We start from the raw sequence: 14523 nt of genomic DNA, 5'->3' as shown, positions 1-14523 counted from the left end.
ACCGTCCTCGGTCGACCGGGCTGGGCCCGCTTTTGGGCCCCTGCGGGCAGCCCGGACATGGCTGGAGTCGATCACCGCCCGCGACCAGTCCAGCTTCTTCGCCGAACGCAGCTTCGTCAGCAGGATGGCATGGAGCCGGTCCCAGACACCGGCCTCATTCCACGCGGCCAGCCGCCGCCAGCACGTCATGCCGGAGCCGAATCCGAGCTCCTGGGGCAGGTACTCCCACTGGATGCCGGTGTGCAGGACGAACAGGATCCCGCACAGAGCCTGCCGGTCCGGCACCCGCGGCCGCCCCGCCACCAGTTTCGACGCCGGGACCGGCAACAACGGCTCGACCAGCGACCACAGTTCGTCCGAGACGATCCACGGCCGGGAGTTCCTCTTCGCCACGAACAGACCAACGAGCAACCAAGCCGACAGTCACATGATCAACAGCTTCTGTTAGGGCCTCTTAGTCTTCTTCGTCCGCGGGTGCCGGGACGAGCAGCTCGCCCTGGAACGTACCGTCGCCGAGACGGCCCAGCGGGCCATCGTCCCGGACGTACGGCGGCGGGTCGGACCCGTGCGCTGCGTGAGCCTGTACCGCGCCGCCGAGCGCGGCACGCTGGTGGGAGGCGACTCTTCGATGTCCGGCCGGGCCCCACGGGGTGTGGGCGGTCCTCGGCGACGCGCAGGGGCACGGTCTGTCGACCGTCGCGACGGTCGCCGCCGTCCTGGGGGCGTTCCGCGAGGCCGTGCTGGACGACGTGGACGCGGAGTCGATCGCGGCGCGGCTGGACCGCAGGCTCGTGGTCGACTCGGCGCGGACGGAGCACGCGGAACTCTTCGCCACGGCCGTCCTTCTGGACTTGGCGAAGCGGCTCAGGTCGGCCCAGATCTCGGCGGGCAGCTCGTCCAGGCCGACACCGGCTCATACGGGTCAGACGTTCGGTGAAGGGGGAGAAGGCGCCGGAGTCGTCCCGTGCCTCCAGGACACCGTCCGACGCCAGGCGCAGGAGCGTCTTCACCGAGACCGCCGGCGTCGACGAGCGCTTCGACGGCCTCGAGATGCGTGAGCTGACCTGTATGGCGCACCGCGCCCTGCCTCTGGGGTGATTCCGGTGGCGCATGGCCCGCGATCACGGGTGTCTGGACGAAGGAAGCGCAGGTAGGAAGCGGGAGACCATGGAGCGGAAGCACAAGCGCCTTGCGACACCCTGGGCCGCCGGGGTGGCAGGAGTGGTGTTCGCGATCCTGACGGCCACGGCGATCGTCCTGGTACGCATCGCTATGCCGAGCGGTGCCGACGGGGCAGAAGTGACCGTGGACGCGGGGCAGCGGAGCGCCGTGCGGACGGCGCTGGAGCTGATCCCGTTCGCCGGGATCGCGTTCCTGTGGTTCATGGGCGCCTTGCGCGAGCAGGCGGGCGAGCGCGAGGACAAGTTCGTCTCCACGGTGTTCCTGGGCAGCGGTCTGGTTTTCGTCGCCATGCTGTTCGCCGCCGCGGCGGCGGCCTGGAGCGTGCTCGACGAGGGTGGGCAGGGGTCCTCCTTCGGCCGTGATGTCGCCTACTCCCTGTTGACCACCTACGCCATGCGGATGGCGGCGGTGTTCGTCATCGCGACCTCGACGATCGGTCGCCGGCTCGGCGTCCTCCCGCGCCCGCTCACCGCCCTCGGCTATCTGGCGGGCGTGACGCTGCTCGTGGTGGGAGCGAACGTCCCCTGGTCGGAGCTGGTCTTCCCGGCCTGGGTGCTCGTTCTCAGCCTGAACGTCCTGTGGGGTCGGCGTTCCACCGCGTCACGGACCGCCGCCTCGACCTGATCGGGCGCCGCGCCGCTCACTCGATCGGTCCGCTTCCCGTCGCTGTGGCCCTCCCGGCCGATGAGAGTGGGCGCAGGGGCTTGACCGAGCCATCGGAGAGGACCGATCCCGTGGTGAGCATTGCTGTCGATCTGAACCGCTGTCAGGGGTACGCGCAGTGCGCGTTCCTCGCTCCCGAGATCTTCACCATGCACGGCGACGAGGCGCTGCTGTACAACCCGGATGCCGACGAGGCACAGCGCAAGAAGCTGGCCCAGGCCGCCGCGGCCTGCCCCGTGCAGGCCATCCTCGTCGATGCCGTGGACGAGCCGGCCGAGGCGGTGCCCGGTGCTCGGTGACGGAGCCTTGGAGCAGCTCAAACGCGAGGGCCGCATCGTCGTCGTCGGCGCCTCGCTGGCAGGCCTGCGGGCTGCAGAGACCTTGCGCGCCAAGGGCTTCGCGGGGAGTCTGACCATGATCGGCGACGAGCCGTGCGAACCGTACGACCGGCCCCCGCTGTCCAAGGGGGTGCTGCTCGGCAGGGCGCGCGCCGACCGCACCGCGCTGCCCCGGCTCCGATCCGTCGACGCGACCTGGCGGCTCGGCGTTCCCGCCACCGGCCTGGACATGGCCACGCGGAGGGTGCGGCTGGCCGACGGCGACGAGGTGCCGTACGACCGGCTGCTGATCGCCACCGGTGTCCGGGCGCGGCCGTGGCCGCGCGAGGAGGAGGCGGAACTCGACGGCGTCTTCGTGCTGCGGACCCGCACCGACGGCGCCGCGCTCGCCCGGCGGCTCGACGAGGGACCCAAGCGGGTCCTCGTCATCGGGGGAGGGTTCGCCGGCTCGGAGGTCGCCTCCGCCTGCCGCGAACGCGGCCTCCCCGTCACCGTCGCCGAACGAGGCGCCGCGCCCCTGGTCGGCGCGCTCGGCGGGGTGGTCGCCGCGGTGGCCGCCGACCTCCAGCGCGAGCACGGTGTGGACCTGCGGTGCGGAGTCATGGTGACCGCCCTGGAGGGCGACGCCTCGGGACGGGTGCGCGCCGCGCACCTGTCCGACGGCTCCACCGTGGAGACCGACGTGGTCGTCGTCTCGCTCGGCGCCCTGCGCAACACCGAATGGCTGTATGGTTCCGGGCTCGGCGCCGGGCCCCGCGGCATCGCCTGCGATGCCGGCTGCCGGGCCTTCGACATCCGCGGAATCGTCACCGACGACATCTACGCAGCGGGCGACGTCGCCCGCTGCCCCCACCCCCTGTTCGGGTACCAGTTCCTGTCGCTGGAGCACTGGGGCAACGCCGTCGCCCAGGCCGGGATCGCGGCGCACAACATGCTCAGCGAGAGCATCGACCGACTGCCGCACATGGACGTGCCGGCCTTCTGGTCCTCCCAGTTCGGCGTCAACATCAAGTCGGTCGGAGTGCCGTCGATGGCGACGGAGATCCTGATCGCGCAGGGCTCACTGAACAGCCGTCGGTTCGTCGGCGTCTACGGCTACCAGGGGCGCGTCATCGGCGCCGTCTCCTTCGACCACGGCCGATGGCTCCCGTTCTACGAGGAACTCATCGAGCGCACCGCACCGTTCCCGCCGCAGTTCCCCACGGTCGACCGGCACGCGGACGGACAGCATCCGATGGACGCGGACTTCCCCGACCCGTCGGTCCCCAGCCACGGCCCCACCGTGACCCTCAGCGGATACTCACCGGCAGACCGCCGGATGACGTTCACCCCCGCGCACTGACCCGCACGGCCACAAGGACCTGCCATGACGCAAACCCTGCTGCACCAGATCCTGGACTACGCCAACCGGGCCGACCCGTACCCGATCTACGAAGAGCTGCGGAAGACACCGGTCCATCACGAGGCCGACGGGCCGTACGTGATCAGCACGTACTACGAGATCCGCAGCCTCCTCCACGATCCCCGGATCAGCTCCGACGCCCGTAACCTGGCGTCCAGCAGCGCTGACCCGCTGGCGGAGTCGGCATCCGAGGAGAGCGCCCTGCCCCCGGGCTTCCTACGGCTCGACCCGCCGGAACACGACCGGATGCGGCGCATGACGAACCGTCACTTCGGCCCGCCGCACTCCCCGCACCGGGTCGACGGAATGCGCCCTGAGCTCCGCGACATCGTCGCCGGCCTCATCGACGGCATCGGCGACCCGGGCGGGATCGATCTGGTGGAGGAGTTCTCCTACCCGTTCCCGGTGACGGTGATCTGCAGGTTGCTCGGAGTGCCGCGCGAGGACGAGGCGCGCTTCCACACCTGGGCGGACACCCTTGCCGCCAGCCTGGACCCCGACCCGGACGCCGACCCCGGCGAGCGGGGCAAGGGTGCGACCGAGGCCCGCATGCAGCTGGGCATGTACCTGGCCGGTCTGATCGAGGAACGCCGCAAGAACCCCGGGGACGACATGCTCTCCCAACTGGCCGCCACCAAGAGCGAGGACGGCCAGATGACCACCATGGAACTGCTCAGCACGGCGGCGCTGCTCCTCATCGCAGGGCACGAGACCACGGTCAACCTCATCACCAACGGCATGCTGACCCTGCTGCGCAATCCCGACGTCCTTCAGCGTCTGAGGACAGAACCGCGACTGGCCGTGCCCATCGTGGAGGAACTGCTCCGCTTCGAGCCGCCGGTGCAACTGCTGCCACAGCGCACCACGCTCGCCGACATCGAGGTCCGCGGCGTCACCATCCCCAAGGGCTCCACCCTCTGGCTGGTCCTGGCGTCCGGCAACCGAGACCCCCAGCGCTTCGAGAACCCGAACCGCTTCGACCCGGATCGCCCGGACATCCAGCACCTTGGGCTGGGCAGCGGCATCCACAGCTGCTTCGGCGCACCGCTCGCCCGACTGGAGGCCCAACTCGCCCTGTCGGAGCTGGCCCGGAGACTGGAGAACCCACGCCTGCTGGACGACCCGCCCCCGTACCGCCAGAACGCCGTACTGCGCGGGCCGCGCCATCTGCGCATCGCCTGCGACGGGATCCGGCCTTAGGACTTGCCGGGAATCAACACGTCGGCTTGATCCTGGTTTTTCGGGGGCGAGGAACCTGACGACGTCTTCGAGCGTGCGGAAACAGGCTGTTGAGGCGGGGAGGTGAAAACCATGGGCTTCCAGGAGCGGGCAGACGTCTTTCGCTGCACGGCTGATGGTCATGGCGGTGGCGTCGAAGAGCTGGCCCAGGAGGTCCATGATCGCGAGTTTTCGCAGGTGGAGCACGGTGACCAGGACCCGGTCGGCTGAAGTGAGCTCGGCTTTGGCGCCTGCGCCGGGGGCCACCAGGCGCTCGTGACCTCGACGTGTGCGGAGCGCTTGCTCGCGTGGAGCCTCCATCGCTGGAGTCATCACGTCGATGAGCTCACTGAGCTGTCGGCGGGTCATCCCGGTCAGTTCCGGGTCCTGGAGCGAATGCCGCGTGAGTCGAGTCGGTCTGCCCGCCAGGACCTCGTCCGGTGTGCTGCCGGTGGCTGCCGCGTCCGTCGGACACTGGGGGAGGGTGTAGTTCCAGTCGCCGTGGAAGCGATGGCGCGTGATGGGCAGGGCGGCGATCTCGTCGTCGCTGATGCGGATGCCGGTGGGGTACTCACCGCTGTCGAGTTCGGCATGGGCGGTGAGGCCGGTGCGGCTGGTGGTCGCGGCGATGGTCTGGAGCATGACTTCGTGGCTGGTCAGGGGTCTGCCTCGCCGGTTCATGGTGATGTGGGAGAACAGCCGGTGTTCGATCTTGTTCCACTTCGAGGTGCCGGGTCGGGCAGAAGGTGACACACCGTCATCTCAAGGCCGGTCTCGGCAGCGAGGTTGGCGAGCTGGGTCTTCCAGCCGCGGGTGCGGTAGCCGTTGGAGCCCCCCGCCGTCGGTGGTGATCAGCAGTCGGCGGGCGCGGGGGCGGTCGTGCCGGCCGCGGGCCTGCCACCAGTGCCGGACAGAGGTGACGGCGAACGCCGCGGTGTCGTGATCGGTGCCGATGCTGACTCAGCCGGAGTTCGCCGCCATGTCATAGATTCCGTACGGAATCGCCTTCTCGGCCTGGCCGGGAAGGCGTGGGCCTTGACCCTCACAGCCCGCCCTGCGGGCTGCCATTCGTGCCCGGCGTTCTTGTATCCGCCGATCAGTTCCTTCTTCTTGCTGTCCACGCTGATTACCGGGTCACCGGCGTCCCCGTGGTCTCGTGCCTGCTCGTTGCGGTAGCGGAACTGGACGTCCCTGTCGGGGTGCTGAGTACCTTCGATGGTCTTGGCGTTGGCCTGCAGGCTGAAGCCTTCCTCCCGCAGCAGGCCGGCGACCGTGTGGGCGGAGACCCGGTGGCCCTGCCGGGGCAGCGCCGCCGCCAGCTTCCGGGTCGACTTCGTCGTCCAGCGCAGTGGCGACATCGGATCGCCCCGCTCGTCGGGCTCGACCAGCGCAAGCAGCGACGGCCGCAGCCCCGGATCAAGGCCCACAGCCCTCTTTCGACCCCCACCAGGACGACGGACCCGCCCCACCAGAACCTGACCGGACTCCAGTTCAGCCGCTCCGCGCGAGACTGTGCTCTCCCGGACCCCGGCCGCGGCAGCGACGAGCCTGATGCCACCACGTCCCAGCGAAAGGGCTTCCGCCTCTATGGGCAGCCGACGCTGACGCTCGTCCGGATGCGGCAGCAACGCATGGAACTCTGCCGCCAGGACGTCCTCGATGTCCTCCGGTCTCCCCTTACCAGAACAACGAGTCCCACAGCTGGAAGCCACGACTTGTTTCCCGGCAAGTCCTAAGGCTTGTCCGGCCGATCATGTGAGCGGGGAACGGCTTCGGCCGTTCCTGCCGGTCAGCAGAGGGCGGTGTGGCAGGTGGAGGGATCACCGGCAGGCGATCGACGAGATTTCCGTACGTACGGCCCGGGCGGGCTGGTGTGGGCGGGCTGGGCCCCGCCAGCACGGATGGCCGGACCTTCGCGGCGTCACAGAGTGCAAGGGTGATCTGCCGTAGGGAAGGCGCAGGTCTGCGCGAACGCATCGTTCACGATCTTCTGCGCCAACTCGGCCTGCTCTTCCGGCACGTCGACCCTGATCCAGAGGAGATACGCATGTGCCCTGCCGTCGCCGCCCCTGAAGCCCCACCGCTGTTTCAGGGACATGCGGTATCGGCCGGGCTTCGGGTGGTCGATGCCGTAGTGCGTCGCGTCCCCGTGCTTTCGCCACCGGCTCTGGGCTTCGCCGAGGATCGATCCCTGGAAGACGCGGACCTCCTTCGTGTCGCACCGTGCACCGCAGTAGTGCGACCGGGCATCGATCTCGAGCCGAGGGATGAGCTCCGCGCGAACGGCCTCCTCCTCGCCCTCGCAGCGAGAGATGTCGTTCGCCTTGTCGTCGGGCTTCAGTTCGTGGTGCTCGTCCAAGACGCACTTCAGGTATTTCGGGACGCGGGCGGTCAGCGCCGTCCCTGGGAGCCAGCGGATCACAGACCGCTCTGCGTCCTTCCACCGGGCGCCGTACACCGGCTGATACGGCGCCCCGATGTACCAAGCAAACCGGTTGTCCCAAGTGGGGATCCGAGCGCGCGGCAAGTCCTTCAGTGCGCGGGTGCCCCCATAAGCGACGGTATCCGTGAGCCCCGCCTTGCGCAGGGCGGCACCGGCGAGGATCCGGGCGACCTCGGTGACGCGGTCGAGGTCAGCGAACTCCTCGGTGTACTGGACGTCGATCACCGCGTTGCCCTCCCTGATGATCACCTTGGCCGCCTTGAGGAACGGATACCCGGCTTCGTCGATCAACTGGGGTCCCGTGATCAGTTTGGCCTCGTCGCCGAGCCCGTCGATGGCCCGGGCCGTCCCGCCGGTCAGGCCGAGATCCCGTATCCCGAATCTGTCGAATGTCGACTTGGCCATGGCCACGGCCCCCGTGGTGCGGAACGCCGGCACGACTTGCGCCGACAACTCGATCTGTACCGCCCGGGCGAAGGGCGACTGTTCATCGACGATGCATGAGCTCGGCGAATGCCACCCCAAGACCGTCGGAAGAGTCTGCCCCGGGGTCCGTTCCTGGGCATCGTCGATGAGGGCTGCCACGTCTTCGTCTTCCAAGAGGTCGCACGCGGCGGGCAGTGCGCGCACCGGACCGGGGGGTGCCTCGGCCTGTGCGGCGCCCTTGACGATCACGGTGTAAGTCCCCGCGAGGAGGACGAGGGCCAATGCACCGGCCGCCAACTGGCGTCGTTTCCCTGGCGGTCGGGCCGGGTCGTGAGCGTCTGCGGTCGCCGTCTGAGCCAGTCGGTCTCGCAGTTCGATGTGGCGGAAGCGGTATGCTCCGCCCGACTGACGCAGCACCCCCCGCTGGTGCGCATCCTTCAGGAACGCCATGATCCGCAGCGGTAGTCTGCCGGTGGCTGCGAAGTACAGGCGGGCCACCTGAAATCTTCCCCACGCCGACGCCGCGATGACGTATAGCAGCCAACTGGCCAGTGTTCCAGCCACGGTGAGCGCCCAGTCGGCGGTGTGGACAAAGCCCTCTGCCGTGCCGTGGACCGCCCACAGGCCGAGCAGTGCCGGCGGCAGCAGAAGAGTGAGCGGCACGAGCCGTGCGCGATGTTCCCAGGCGGCGAACAGCAAGGGGGTGAAGACAACGAGCAGCGACTCGGCCAGGTCGAGCACGAAACCGATCACGCGCTCATCGGCAGTGAAAGCGTCCGTGTTGTCGGCGAAAGGCGTGAAAGGCAGCATTCCCACGGGCACAAGGCACAGCAGAAACAGCGCGGGGCGCCCTGCTGGGGTGAGCCATCCGAGCACCGCCACCGCTTGCCGATCGGTGCGCAGCAGTGCGGCCGGGGATGACGCCAGGGACGGGTCTGCGGCGCCGAGCAGCAGCCGACGGCAACATCGCTGCAGGGTCGTCAAGCTCGCGGCGACCATGGCCCACAGCCACAGGCCGGAATCGCTGGCTGCCGCGGCGGTCCAGCCCGCTGCGAGAAAAGCCGCGACGAGGACGCCCACGACCTGGCTTCGCCGGCTGCCAAGGGCCTCCCGCAGCTGCTTCCCGGTGGGACGCACGACCTCCTGCGGCGGCCGATGCTCCGTGTCCTCCGCGGAGGTAGCCGCGTACAGGAAGGCCACGATGCACAGCAGAGCGTAGGCACCCCACAACGGCAGGCCCCATCGCGCGTGCCAGGCCGGGGCTCCGTGCACGCTCGACGAGACCAGGGCGGTGCTCAGCGCGAACGGAGGCACCAGGCCCAGAGCGCGCACCCGCCATGGCACATCCTCGTCGAGGCGCCACCAGACGAGGTCCTGCCGGTTGTCGGCCTTCATGCGCGCGGCCAGGAAGCCCGCCCACGCGTGTGCCTGCTCCGGGTCCAGGGCGCCGCGTGCGGCACGGATGTCGTGGGACGGGCTGTACACGGTGTCGAGATAGGCGTCGTACAACCGGCGCTCGATGCCCTTGATGTCGGCGAAGGCACCCGGCTCGAGCAGCTCGCCCGGATCAGCACTGCCCGTGCCGTATGCCTCCCGGGCCAGGCTCAGATGCAGCGGCACCCGCAGCACCATGCGCAGCCGCGCCTCAGGGGATTCGTCGGCGGCGGCGGCCAGGCGGTCGAGGACGGCGGACCAGCGTGCCTCGGGCCTGCCGCCCGGGTTCAGATACGCGGCCACCGCGTCGTCCGTCAGCGGGCACAGAACGATCTCGGTGCGGGCGAAGCGGCTCTGGTCGAGCGCGTGCTGGGTGTATTCCTCCGCCCGGCTGGTCAAGACGAACGGGTTCCCGCCCTTCGTGCTCGCCTGAAGCTGCCGCATGGCCTCCTCCCGTACGCCGTGCGGCAGTTCGTCGAAGCCGTCCAGGACGGGCAGGATGCGCTGCGACCGCAGCAGTTCCAGGGCGACGCCAGCGGGCGGGGCACCCGAGATCGGTGTGCACGCGCGCGGATGGTCGTCCGCCACCTGCCCTGCGATCCAGTGGTACAGCCCTTGGCGTGGGTTCCAGGAGGCGAGCGATACGATGACGGGCACGGGCCCTTGCCTCGCGGTGCGGCGCTCGCGTTCTCTGAGCAGCCCCTCCGCGAGGCGCAACACCAGGATCGACTTTCCTGCGCCCGCACCACCCAGGATGACCAGCCGCTGCGGGGGTGTCTTGGAGATGTGCTCCAAGACGGAGCCCAGTTGGGGTTCCGGTGGGCCGTCCGTCTCCCGCCAGGCCACCTCGATGGGCTCTGGATCGTGGATCTGTGCCCAGCGTTCGTCCCGTCTGTACCGCACGCACAGGTCCTCGGCCAGAGCGTCGGCAGCCCCCGCGAGATTCTTCTCCGACCGCCAGGCACCTTCGCGGCGCTCCCGGACCCGATTCAGCACGCGTTGTACGAGGTCGACAGTGATGAGGGCCGCGAGGAGCAACCAGCCGACGGTAGCGGGCCCGGGGCCGAGACCGGACGGCAGGGGCAGGGCGGGCTTGGCGACGAGCAGCACCACGGCGAAGACGGCGAGGCCGAACCAGCCGCCCACGTCGACCGCGATCACGATGTTGTCGACGTGCCCGGCCTGGACGACCGTCTTCTGCCGTCCACCCGAGATCCCGAGGCGCGGCCATCCCCACCCCCGCTGCCCTGCCACCCTGCTGCCTCAGCTCAAGTTGATGGAGCCATGAATGTTCTCGGCCTGGATGACGTTGTGCTGCCTGCCGCCGGTGATCCAGAAGCCGCCCTTGTGCCCCTCGGCCTGTCGCTGCACCTGCGCGAGCGCTTCGGCGAAGTCGGGGTCCTGTGCGGCCCGAAGCCGCAGGACGTTCGCCAGCTCGCGAGCACGTTCGACGCTGTCCGGGTGCTCCTCCAGGCTCGTCAGCTCCCCGTCTTCTGCGGGTTGTCCATCGCCGTGTGACCTGCGCGTCACCAGCGTGCGCAAGGACTCCCACAGCTGCTGCCCGGCGCTCCCGGCCGCGGCTCCCGCCAGTGTCATCAACAGTTGTGCCGAGATGGGTTCCACAGCATCTCCTCCGCCTCTGGGCATGGACACGCAGCCTCCGTGTGAAGAACGCAACGCGACCGTACTGCGGTTCCAGCTCCTCCAGCAGCACAGTCCGCGGTAACAGAGCACGCCCGCCCCCGCGTTTCTCCAGTCTGCCGATCAGAGAGACTCGTCCACTGTTCTCGCGGAATGTGCGCCAGAGCCTAGAACTCACAACCATGTGAACATTGATGAGATGCCGCCGGCTTCTGCGGGAGCGGCATCAGCGATCTCATCGAGGTCGTCACGGGCGTCGACGCCCTCTGCCGTCGCTTCCTCCAGGTGCAGCAGGCAGCCCGTACGCAGGTCCGCTCCTTCGGCACCGCACCGTTCGTCGCCCTGCCGCCCGACGAGAACACGGCCGAACCCGTGGCCGTCGGCCGCGGCGTTCGGTTCAGGGCGGTACTGGACCGGGCCGTGCCGGCAGAGCCGGGCATCCTCGACGGCGCGGTCGATTCCCTGCGCGAGGGAGTGCAACTGCGTGTCGCCGACCAGCTGCCGATGAAGCTCGTGCCGGCCGACGCCGACCTCGGTCCTGTCCCGCTCGCGGTCACACCGGACGGGGAGCCCGGCGCCGCGCTGCTGCGCCGCAGCGGACTGCTGGACGTGCTGGACGCTCTGTTCGAGACGGTGTGGCGCACTGCCGACCCGCTCGCGCGGTCGGCCGAAGTCGGAGCATCCGAACCCACCGTGGAGGTCGGTCCGCACGGCCCGACGGAGCTCGACCGCAGGATCCTCACGCCGCTCCTGGCCGGCCTGACGGACGTGGCGGCCGCGACACAACTCGGTCCGTCACCGCGCACGCTGCACCGGCGCCTGCGTCGTCTCATGGACCTGGCCGGGCTCCGGACCCGGATGCAGCTCGGGGCCTGCGCGGGGCGAAACGGCTGGGCGGAGCCCCTTCGGGCGTGATGGGCAGGCGCCGGCGCGGCGCAGCGGGAGACGTGCGGCCGACGTGGTCATTCCGACAGCTCCTCAGGCGAGGACGTTGACGGCGCGGGCGACCACGAGCCCGAGGATGAGCAGGGAGACCAGGGACTGAACACCCATGGTGATCTTGGCCCAGGGTGCCAGGGGCATGACGTCGGTGGGGCTGAAGGCGGTGGCGTTGGTGAGCGCGAGGTAGAGGTAGTCGACATAGCGGGGTCGCCAGTCGGTGCTGCTCAGCCGGGGATCGAGCTGTTGGGGGAAGGCGAGGGCGGGGGTGGAGGGCATGCGGTGGGCGCGGGAGGCGGGCCCACCGCTGTCGAGCTCGAAGAACAGTAGGGAGAAGGCGAGGACGGTGCAGGCCCACACCGTGCCGCCGGTCTGCAGCAGGCTGGTGGCGGAGCTGGTCTCCTTCCCGGCATGGAGGATGTCGTCGACCAGTTGCACGGTCGACCAGACGGCACTGAGGGCCAGAACTCCCACCAGGGCGATCGACATGCTCCGCAAGGCGGCCGTACGTCGGTCGATCCGGCCCGGGTCGCCGGCGATGAGCGCCAGCAGGAGCAGTCCCTCGATGGCAGGGAGAACCCAGCGAGGTGCCAGACGGAGGTCGTCGGGGAGGAGGACGGTCAGCACCATGGCGGTGACGACGGCCGCCGCCATCGGCCATCGCGGCTCGCCCAAGGACTCGTCCGGTCTCGGGCTCTCGGTCGTCTCTGGGGTGCGTCCGGTCACGATGGCGGCCCTAACGGTCGAATGTGAAGTGATGATGCTGCCCTGCCCTCGGAAGGTATAGCCGCCGGGCGGGCGGACGTCGGATCCCACGCGTGGTGCACCACAGCCCCGGACCCGACCGTGAGAACAACGGACCACCCGCACCCGTAGGCAGTGTCGGCCCCTTCCCGCGCCTGTCGGGCGACCACCTCGGGTATCGGCGTGGAGGTGCCTCTCGGACGCGCAAGGGGATCGGCGGGTGACTGGGAGGCTGGAAGGCCGCGCAATGGGGCGAAAGACGGTACGACCCGCGGTCCAAGAGCCCGTGGGCCGAGTTCGATCGAGCTCCGTCTGCAGGGAAGGCGGATGACCAGACCTGATGACGGACGCTGAGTGGCTTGACCACTGGCTGCAATGGGCTCCGGCCCTGTCGGGGACGGCCTTGGAGCGGATCGTGGAGCACCTGACTGAACCTCTTTCATCCTGAAGAGGCACAGGTCAGCAGGGTGTGGACGGCTTGGACGAGCCGGCTGACGCGGTTGGTCGAGCAGCGGGCCCGGCGTAGGATCCGCCACTGCTTGAGCTGGGCGAAGACGCGTTCGTCAGGGGCGCGGAGTCGGGCATGGCCGCGGTTGAACTGCTGATGGCGGGCTGGCTGGATGCTGTGGTGATGGTGATAGGGGGTGCGGACGGTGGCGCCGGCGCCTTGGCAGGCGCGGTCCGCGAGGACGAGGATCTGCCGGGTGAGGCAGGCCTGGACGACGGCTGTGGGCACGGGCCGCGGTCAGGTCGTGGGTGCGTCCCGGTGTCGCGCGGGAGAACCACAGAGGTGTGCCGTCGGGTCGGGCGATGACCTGAACGTTCATGCCGTGCCGGCGGTGTTTCATGTGAAGCTTGCTTGAAGCAGCCGAGCCGTCGGCAGGGCGAGTTCAGTTCACACCTTCCGGCGTAGACGAGCCACGAAACATGCTCGACCAGCTCGTACGGGACGTCGAGCGTGGAAGGATACGGAACCAACGAAGCCTCCCGGCCGATGGTCGTGTTGGGTGAGATCACACCATCGACGACGAGGGGCTTCGCCACGTCATCACCCCCTCCGATCAGGTCTTATAACCCTCTAGAGGCGGGATGAAAGAGGTTCACCAAGTAAGCCCGTCCGAGGCCCGTCACCGTCGGCGGCCACATGGTTCAGCGAGAGCCGATACGGGTCTTCCAGGGCGCCGTCCGGGTAGGGGTGCGGGACCAGGGCAGTGGTGCGGTCTTCCTCGGCGTGGCGCACAAGGCCCACAGGGCCTCGCGACGATCAGGCCGGGGAAGTCTGGACACGCAGGCCGGGGGAGAGGCGGGACCTCACGTGGTGTTGCCGGGGTCAGGGGTGGGAGACGACTTCGGTGAGGCGGTCGGCCGCGTCGACGGCGGCCTTTGCGAGCCGGGCGCCGGGGTGTCTGGTGAGGCGTTGGATCGGGCCGGTGACCGTGACGGCGGCCACGACACGGTGGGACGAGTTGCGGACCGGTGCCGAGACGGAGGCCATGCCGGGTTCACGCTCACCGATCGACTGGGCCCAGCCCCGGCGCCGTACGCCGCTGAGGGCGGTGGCCGTGAAGCGAGCACCCTGCAGGCCTTCGTAGAAGCGCTCGGGTTCCTCCCAGGCCAGCAGGACCTGGGCGGCTGAACCGACCTTCATGGGGAGCGTGGACCCCACCGGCACGATGTCGCGCAGGCCGGAGGTCCGCTCGGCGGCGGCGATGCAGACGCGCATCTCGCCCTGGCGCCGGTAGAGCTGCGCGCTCTCGCCGGTGGCGTCCCGGAGGGAGGTGAGGACCGGGCCGGCCGCGGCCAGCAGGCAGTCCTCACCCGCGGCGGCCGAGAGTTCACCGAGTCGAGGGCCGAGGACGAAGCGGCCCTGCAGGTCCCTGCCGACCAGGCGGTGGCGTTCGAGTGCGAGGGCGAGCCGGTGGGCCGTGGGCCGCGACAAGCCGGTGGAGGCGACCAGTCCCGCCAGAGTGGCGGGGCCCGACGCCAGCGCACCGAGAATCACCGCGGCCTTGTCGAGGACGCCAACACCACTAGAAATATCCGAAATGTCCATGAAAAGGGGTACTCCAGTCTCGGTCCGCGAGCGATGGCGC

General features: G+C 69.5%; 9 protein-coding genes and 4 pseudogenes. 6 read left to right on the top strand and 7 right to left on the bottom strand.

Translation table 11 applies throughout. The features are described from left to right. Nucleotides 1-393: pseudogene (locus tag ACFYUS_RS37720) on the bottom strand (transposase); the annotation flags it as partial. 58 nt (nucleotides 394-451) lie between these two features. On the opposite strand from ACFYUS_RS37720, the pseudogene ACFYUS_RS37715 reads away from it, so the two are divergent. The 5 genes and pseudogenes from ACFYUS_RS37715 to ACFYUS_RS37695 all read left to right on the top strand — a co-directional run. Beyond that, a pseudogene (locus ACFYUS_RS37715) lies at nucleotides 452-857 on the top strand (SpoIIE family protein phosphatase); the annotation flags it as partial. A gap of 310 nt (nucleotides 858-1167) precedes the next feature. Continuing rightward, nucleotides 1168-1806, top strand: a complete 639-nt coding sequence (locus ACFYUS_RS37710; RefSeq protein WP_388862575.1) for a hypothetical protein — start codon at nucleotides 1168-1170, stop codon at nucleotides 1804-1806. Nucleotides 1807-1919: 113 nt separating this feature from the next. Continuing rightward, complete coding sequence (locus ACFYUS_RS37705; protein ID WP_388862583.1) at nucleotides 1920-2144, top strand: ferredoxin; 225 nt, start codon at nucleotides 1920-1922, stop codon at nucleotides 2142-2144. Beyond that, entirely contained in the window at nucleotides 2101-3525 is a 1425-nt protein-coding gene (locus ACFYUS_RS37700; RefSeq protein ID WP_388862573.1) for an NAD(P)/FAD-dependent oxidoreductase, read from the top strand. Before ACFYUS_RS37705 ends, ACFYUS_RS37700 begins: the two co-directional genes overlap by 44 nt. Before the next feature lie 24 nt (nucleotides 3526-3549). Continuing rightward, complete coding sequence (locus ACFYUS_RS37695) at nucleotides 3550-4785, top strand: cytochrome P450 (protein WP_388862571.1); 1236 nt, start codon at nucleotides 3550-3552, stop codon at nucleotides 4783-4785. 45 nt (nucleotides 4786-4830) lie between these two features. Here the strand turns inward: ACFYUS_RS37695 and ACFYUS_RS37690 are convergent. From ACFYUS_RS37690 to ACFYUS_RS37680, 3 genes and pseudogenes are all read right to left on the bottom strand, one after another. Continuing rightward, nucleotides 4831-6452, bottom strand: a pseudogene (locus ACFYUS_RS37690) (ISAzo13 family transposase); the annotation flags it as partial. A gap of 272 nt (nucleotides 6453-6724) precedes the next feature. Continuing rightward, nucleotides 6725-10360: an NACHT domain-containing protein gene (locus ACFYUS_RS37685; protein ID WP_388862569.1), complete on the bottom strand. Its 3636-nt coding sequence runs from the start codon at nucleotides 10358-10360 to the stop codon at nucleotides 6725-6727. Nucleotides 10361-10369: 9 nt separating this feature from the next. Next, complete coding sequence (locus ACFYUS_RS37680; protein ID WP_388862567.1) at nucleotides 10370-10729, bottom strand: hypothetical protein; 360 nt, start codon at nucleotides 10727-10729, stop codon at nucleotides 10370-10372. A 303-nt stretch (nucleotides 10730-11032) separates the two neighbouring features. Here ACFYUS_RS37680 and ACFYUS_RS37675 point away from each other — a divergent pair, with 303 nt between their 5' ends. Further along, nucleotides 11033-11662 (top strand): LuxR family transcriptional regulator, encoded by a 630-nt coding sequence (locus ACFYUS_RS37675; RefSeq protein ID WP_388862565.1) that lies wholly within the window; start codon nucleotides 11033-11035, stop codon nucleotides 11660-11662. 63 nt (nucleotides 11663-11725) lie between these two features. Here ACFYUS_RS37675 and ACFYUS_RS37670 read toward each other — a convergent pair whose 3' ends face one another. The 3 genes and pseudogenes from ACFYUS_RS37670 to ACFYUS_RS37660 form a co-directional block, all read right to left on the bottom strand. Further along, a complete protein-coding gene (locus tag ACFYUS_RS37670) occupies nucleotides 11726-12361 on the bottom strand; it encodes a hypothetical protein (RefSeq protein ID WP_388862563.1) in 636 nt (211 codons plus the stop codon). Nucleotides 12362-12869: 508 nt separating this feature from the next. Next, nucleotides 12870-13474: pseudogene (locus ACFYUS_RS37665) on the bottom strand (transposase family protein). A gap of 286 nt (nucleotides 13475-13760) precedes the next feature. Beyond that, the gene (locus ACFYUS_RS37660) at nucleotides 13761-14483 is read right to left on the bottom strand and encodes an IclR family transcriptional regulator (RefSeq protein ID WP_388862561.1); all 723 of its coding nucleotides are present in this window, start codon (nucleotides 14481-14483) and stop codon (nucleotides 13761-13763) included. Nucleotides 14484-14523: the final 40 nt, after the last annotated feature.

The organism is Streptomyces sp. NPDC004284 (assembly GCF_042874035.1).
GTDB lineage: Bacteria > Actinomycetota > Actinomycetes > Streptomycetales > Streptomycetaceae > Streptomyces.
Note: the sequence above shows the minus strand (reverse complement) of the source record. Positions and strands in the feature narration are given on the sequence as shown.

Bases quoted from the DNA above. Each gene is read 5' to 3' on its own strand.
- ACFYUS_RS37710 (WP_388862575.1), top strand. From the start codon at position 1,168: ATGGAGCGGAAGCACAAGCGCCTTGCGACACCCTGGGCCGCCGGGGTG.
- ACFYUS_RS37700 (WP_388862573.1), top strand. From the start codon at position 2,101: ATGCCGTGGACGAGCCGGCCGAGGCGGTGCCCGGTGCTCGGTGACGGA.
- ACFYUS_RS37695 (WP_388862571.1), top strand. From the start codon at position 3,550: ATGACGCAAACCCTGCTGCACCAGATCCTGGACTACGCCAACCGGGCC.
- ACFYUS_RS37660 (WP_388862561.1), bottom strand. From the start codon at position 14,483: ATGGACATTTCGGATATTTCTAGTGGTGTTGGCGTCCTCGACAAGGCC.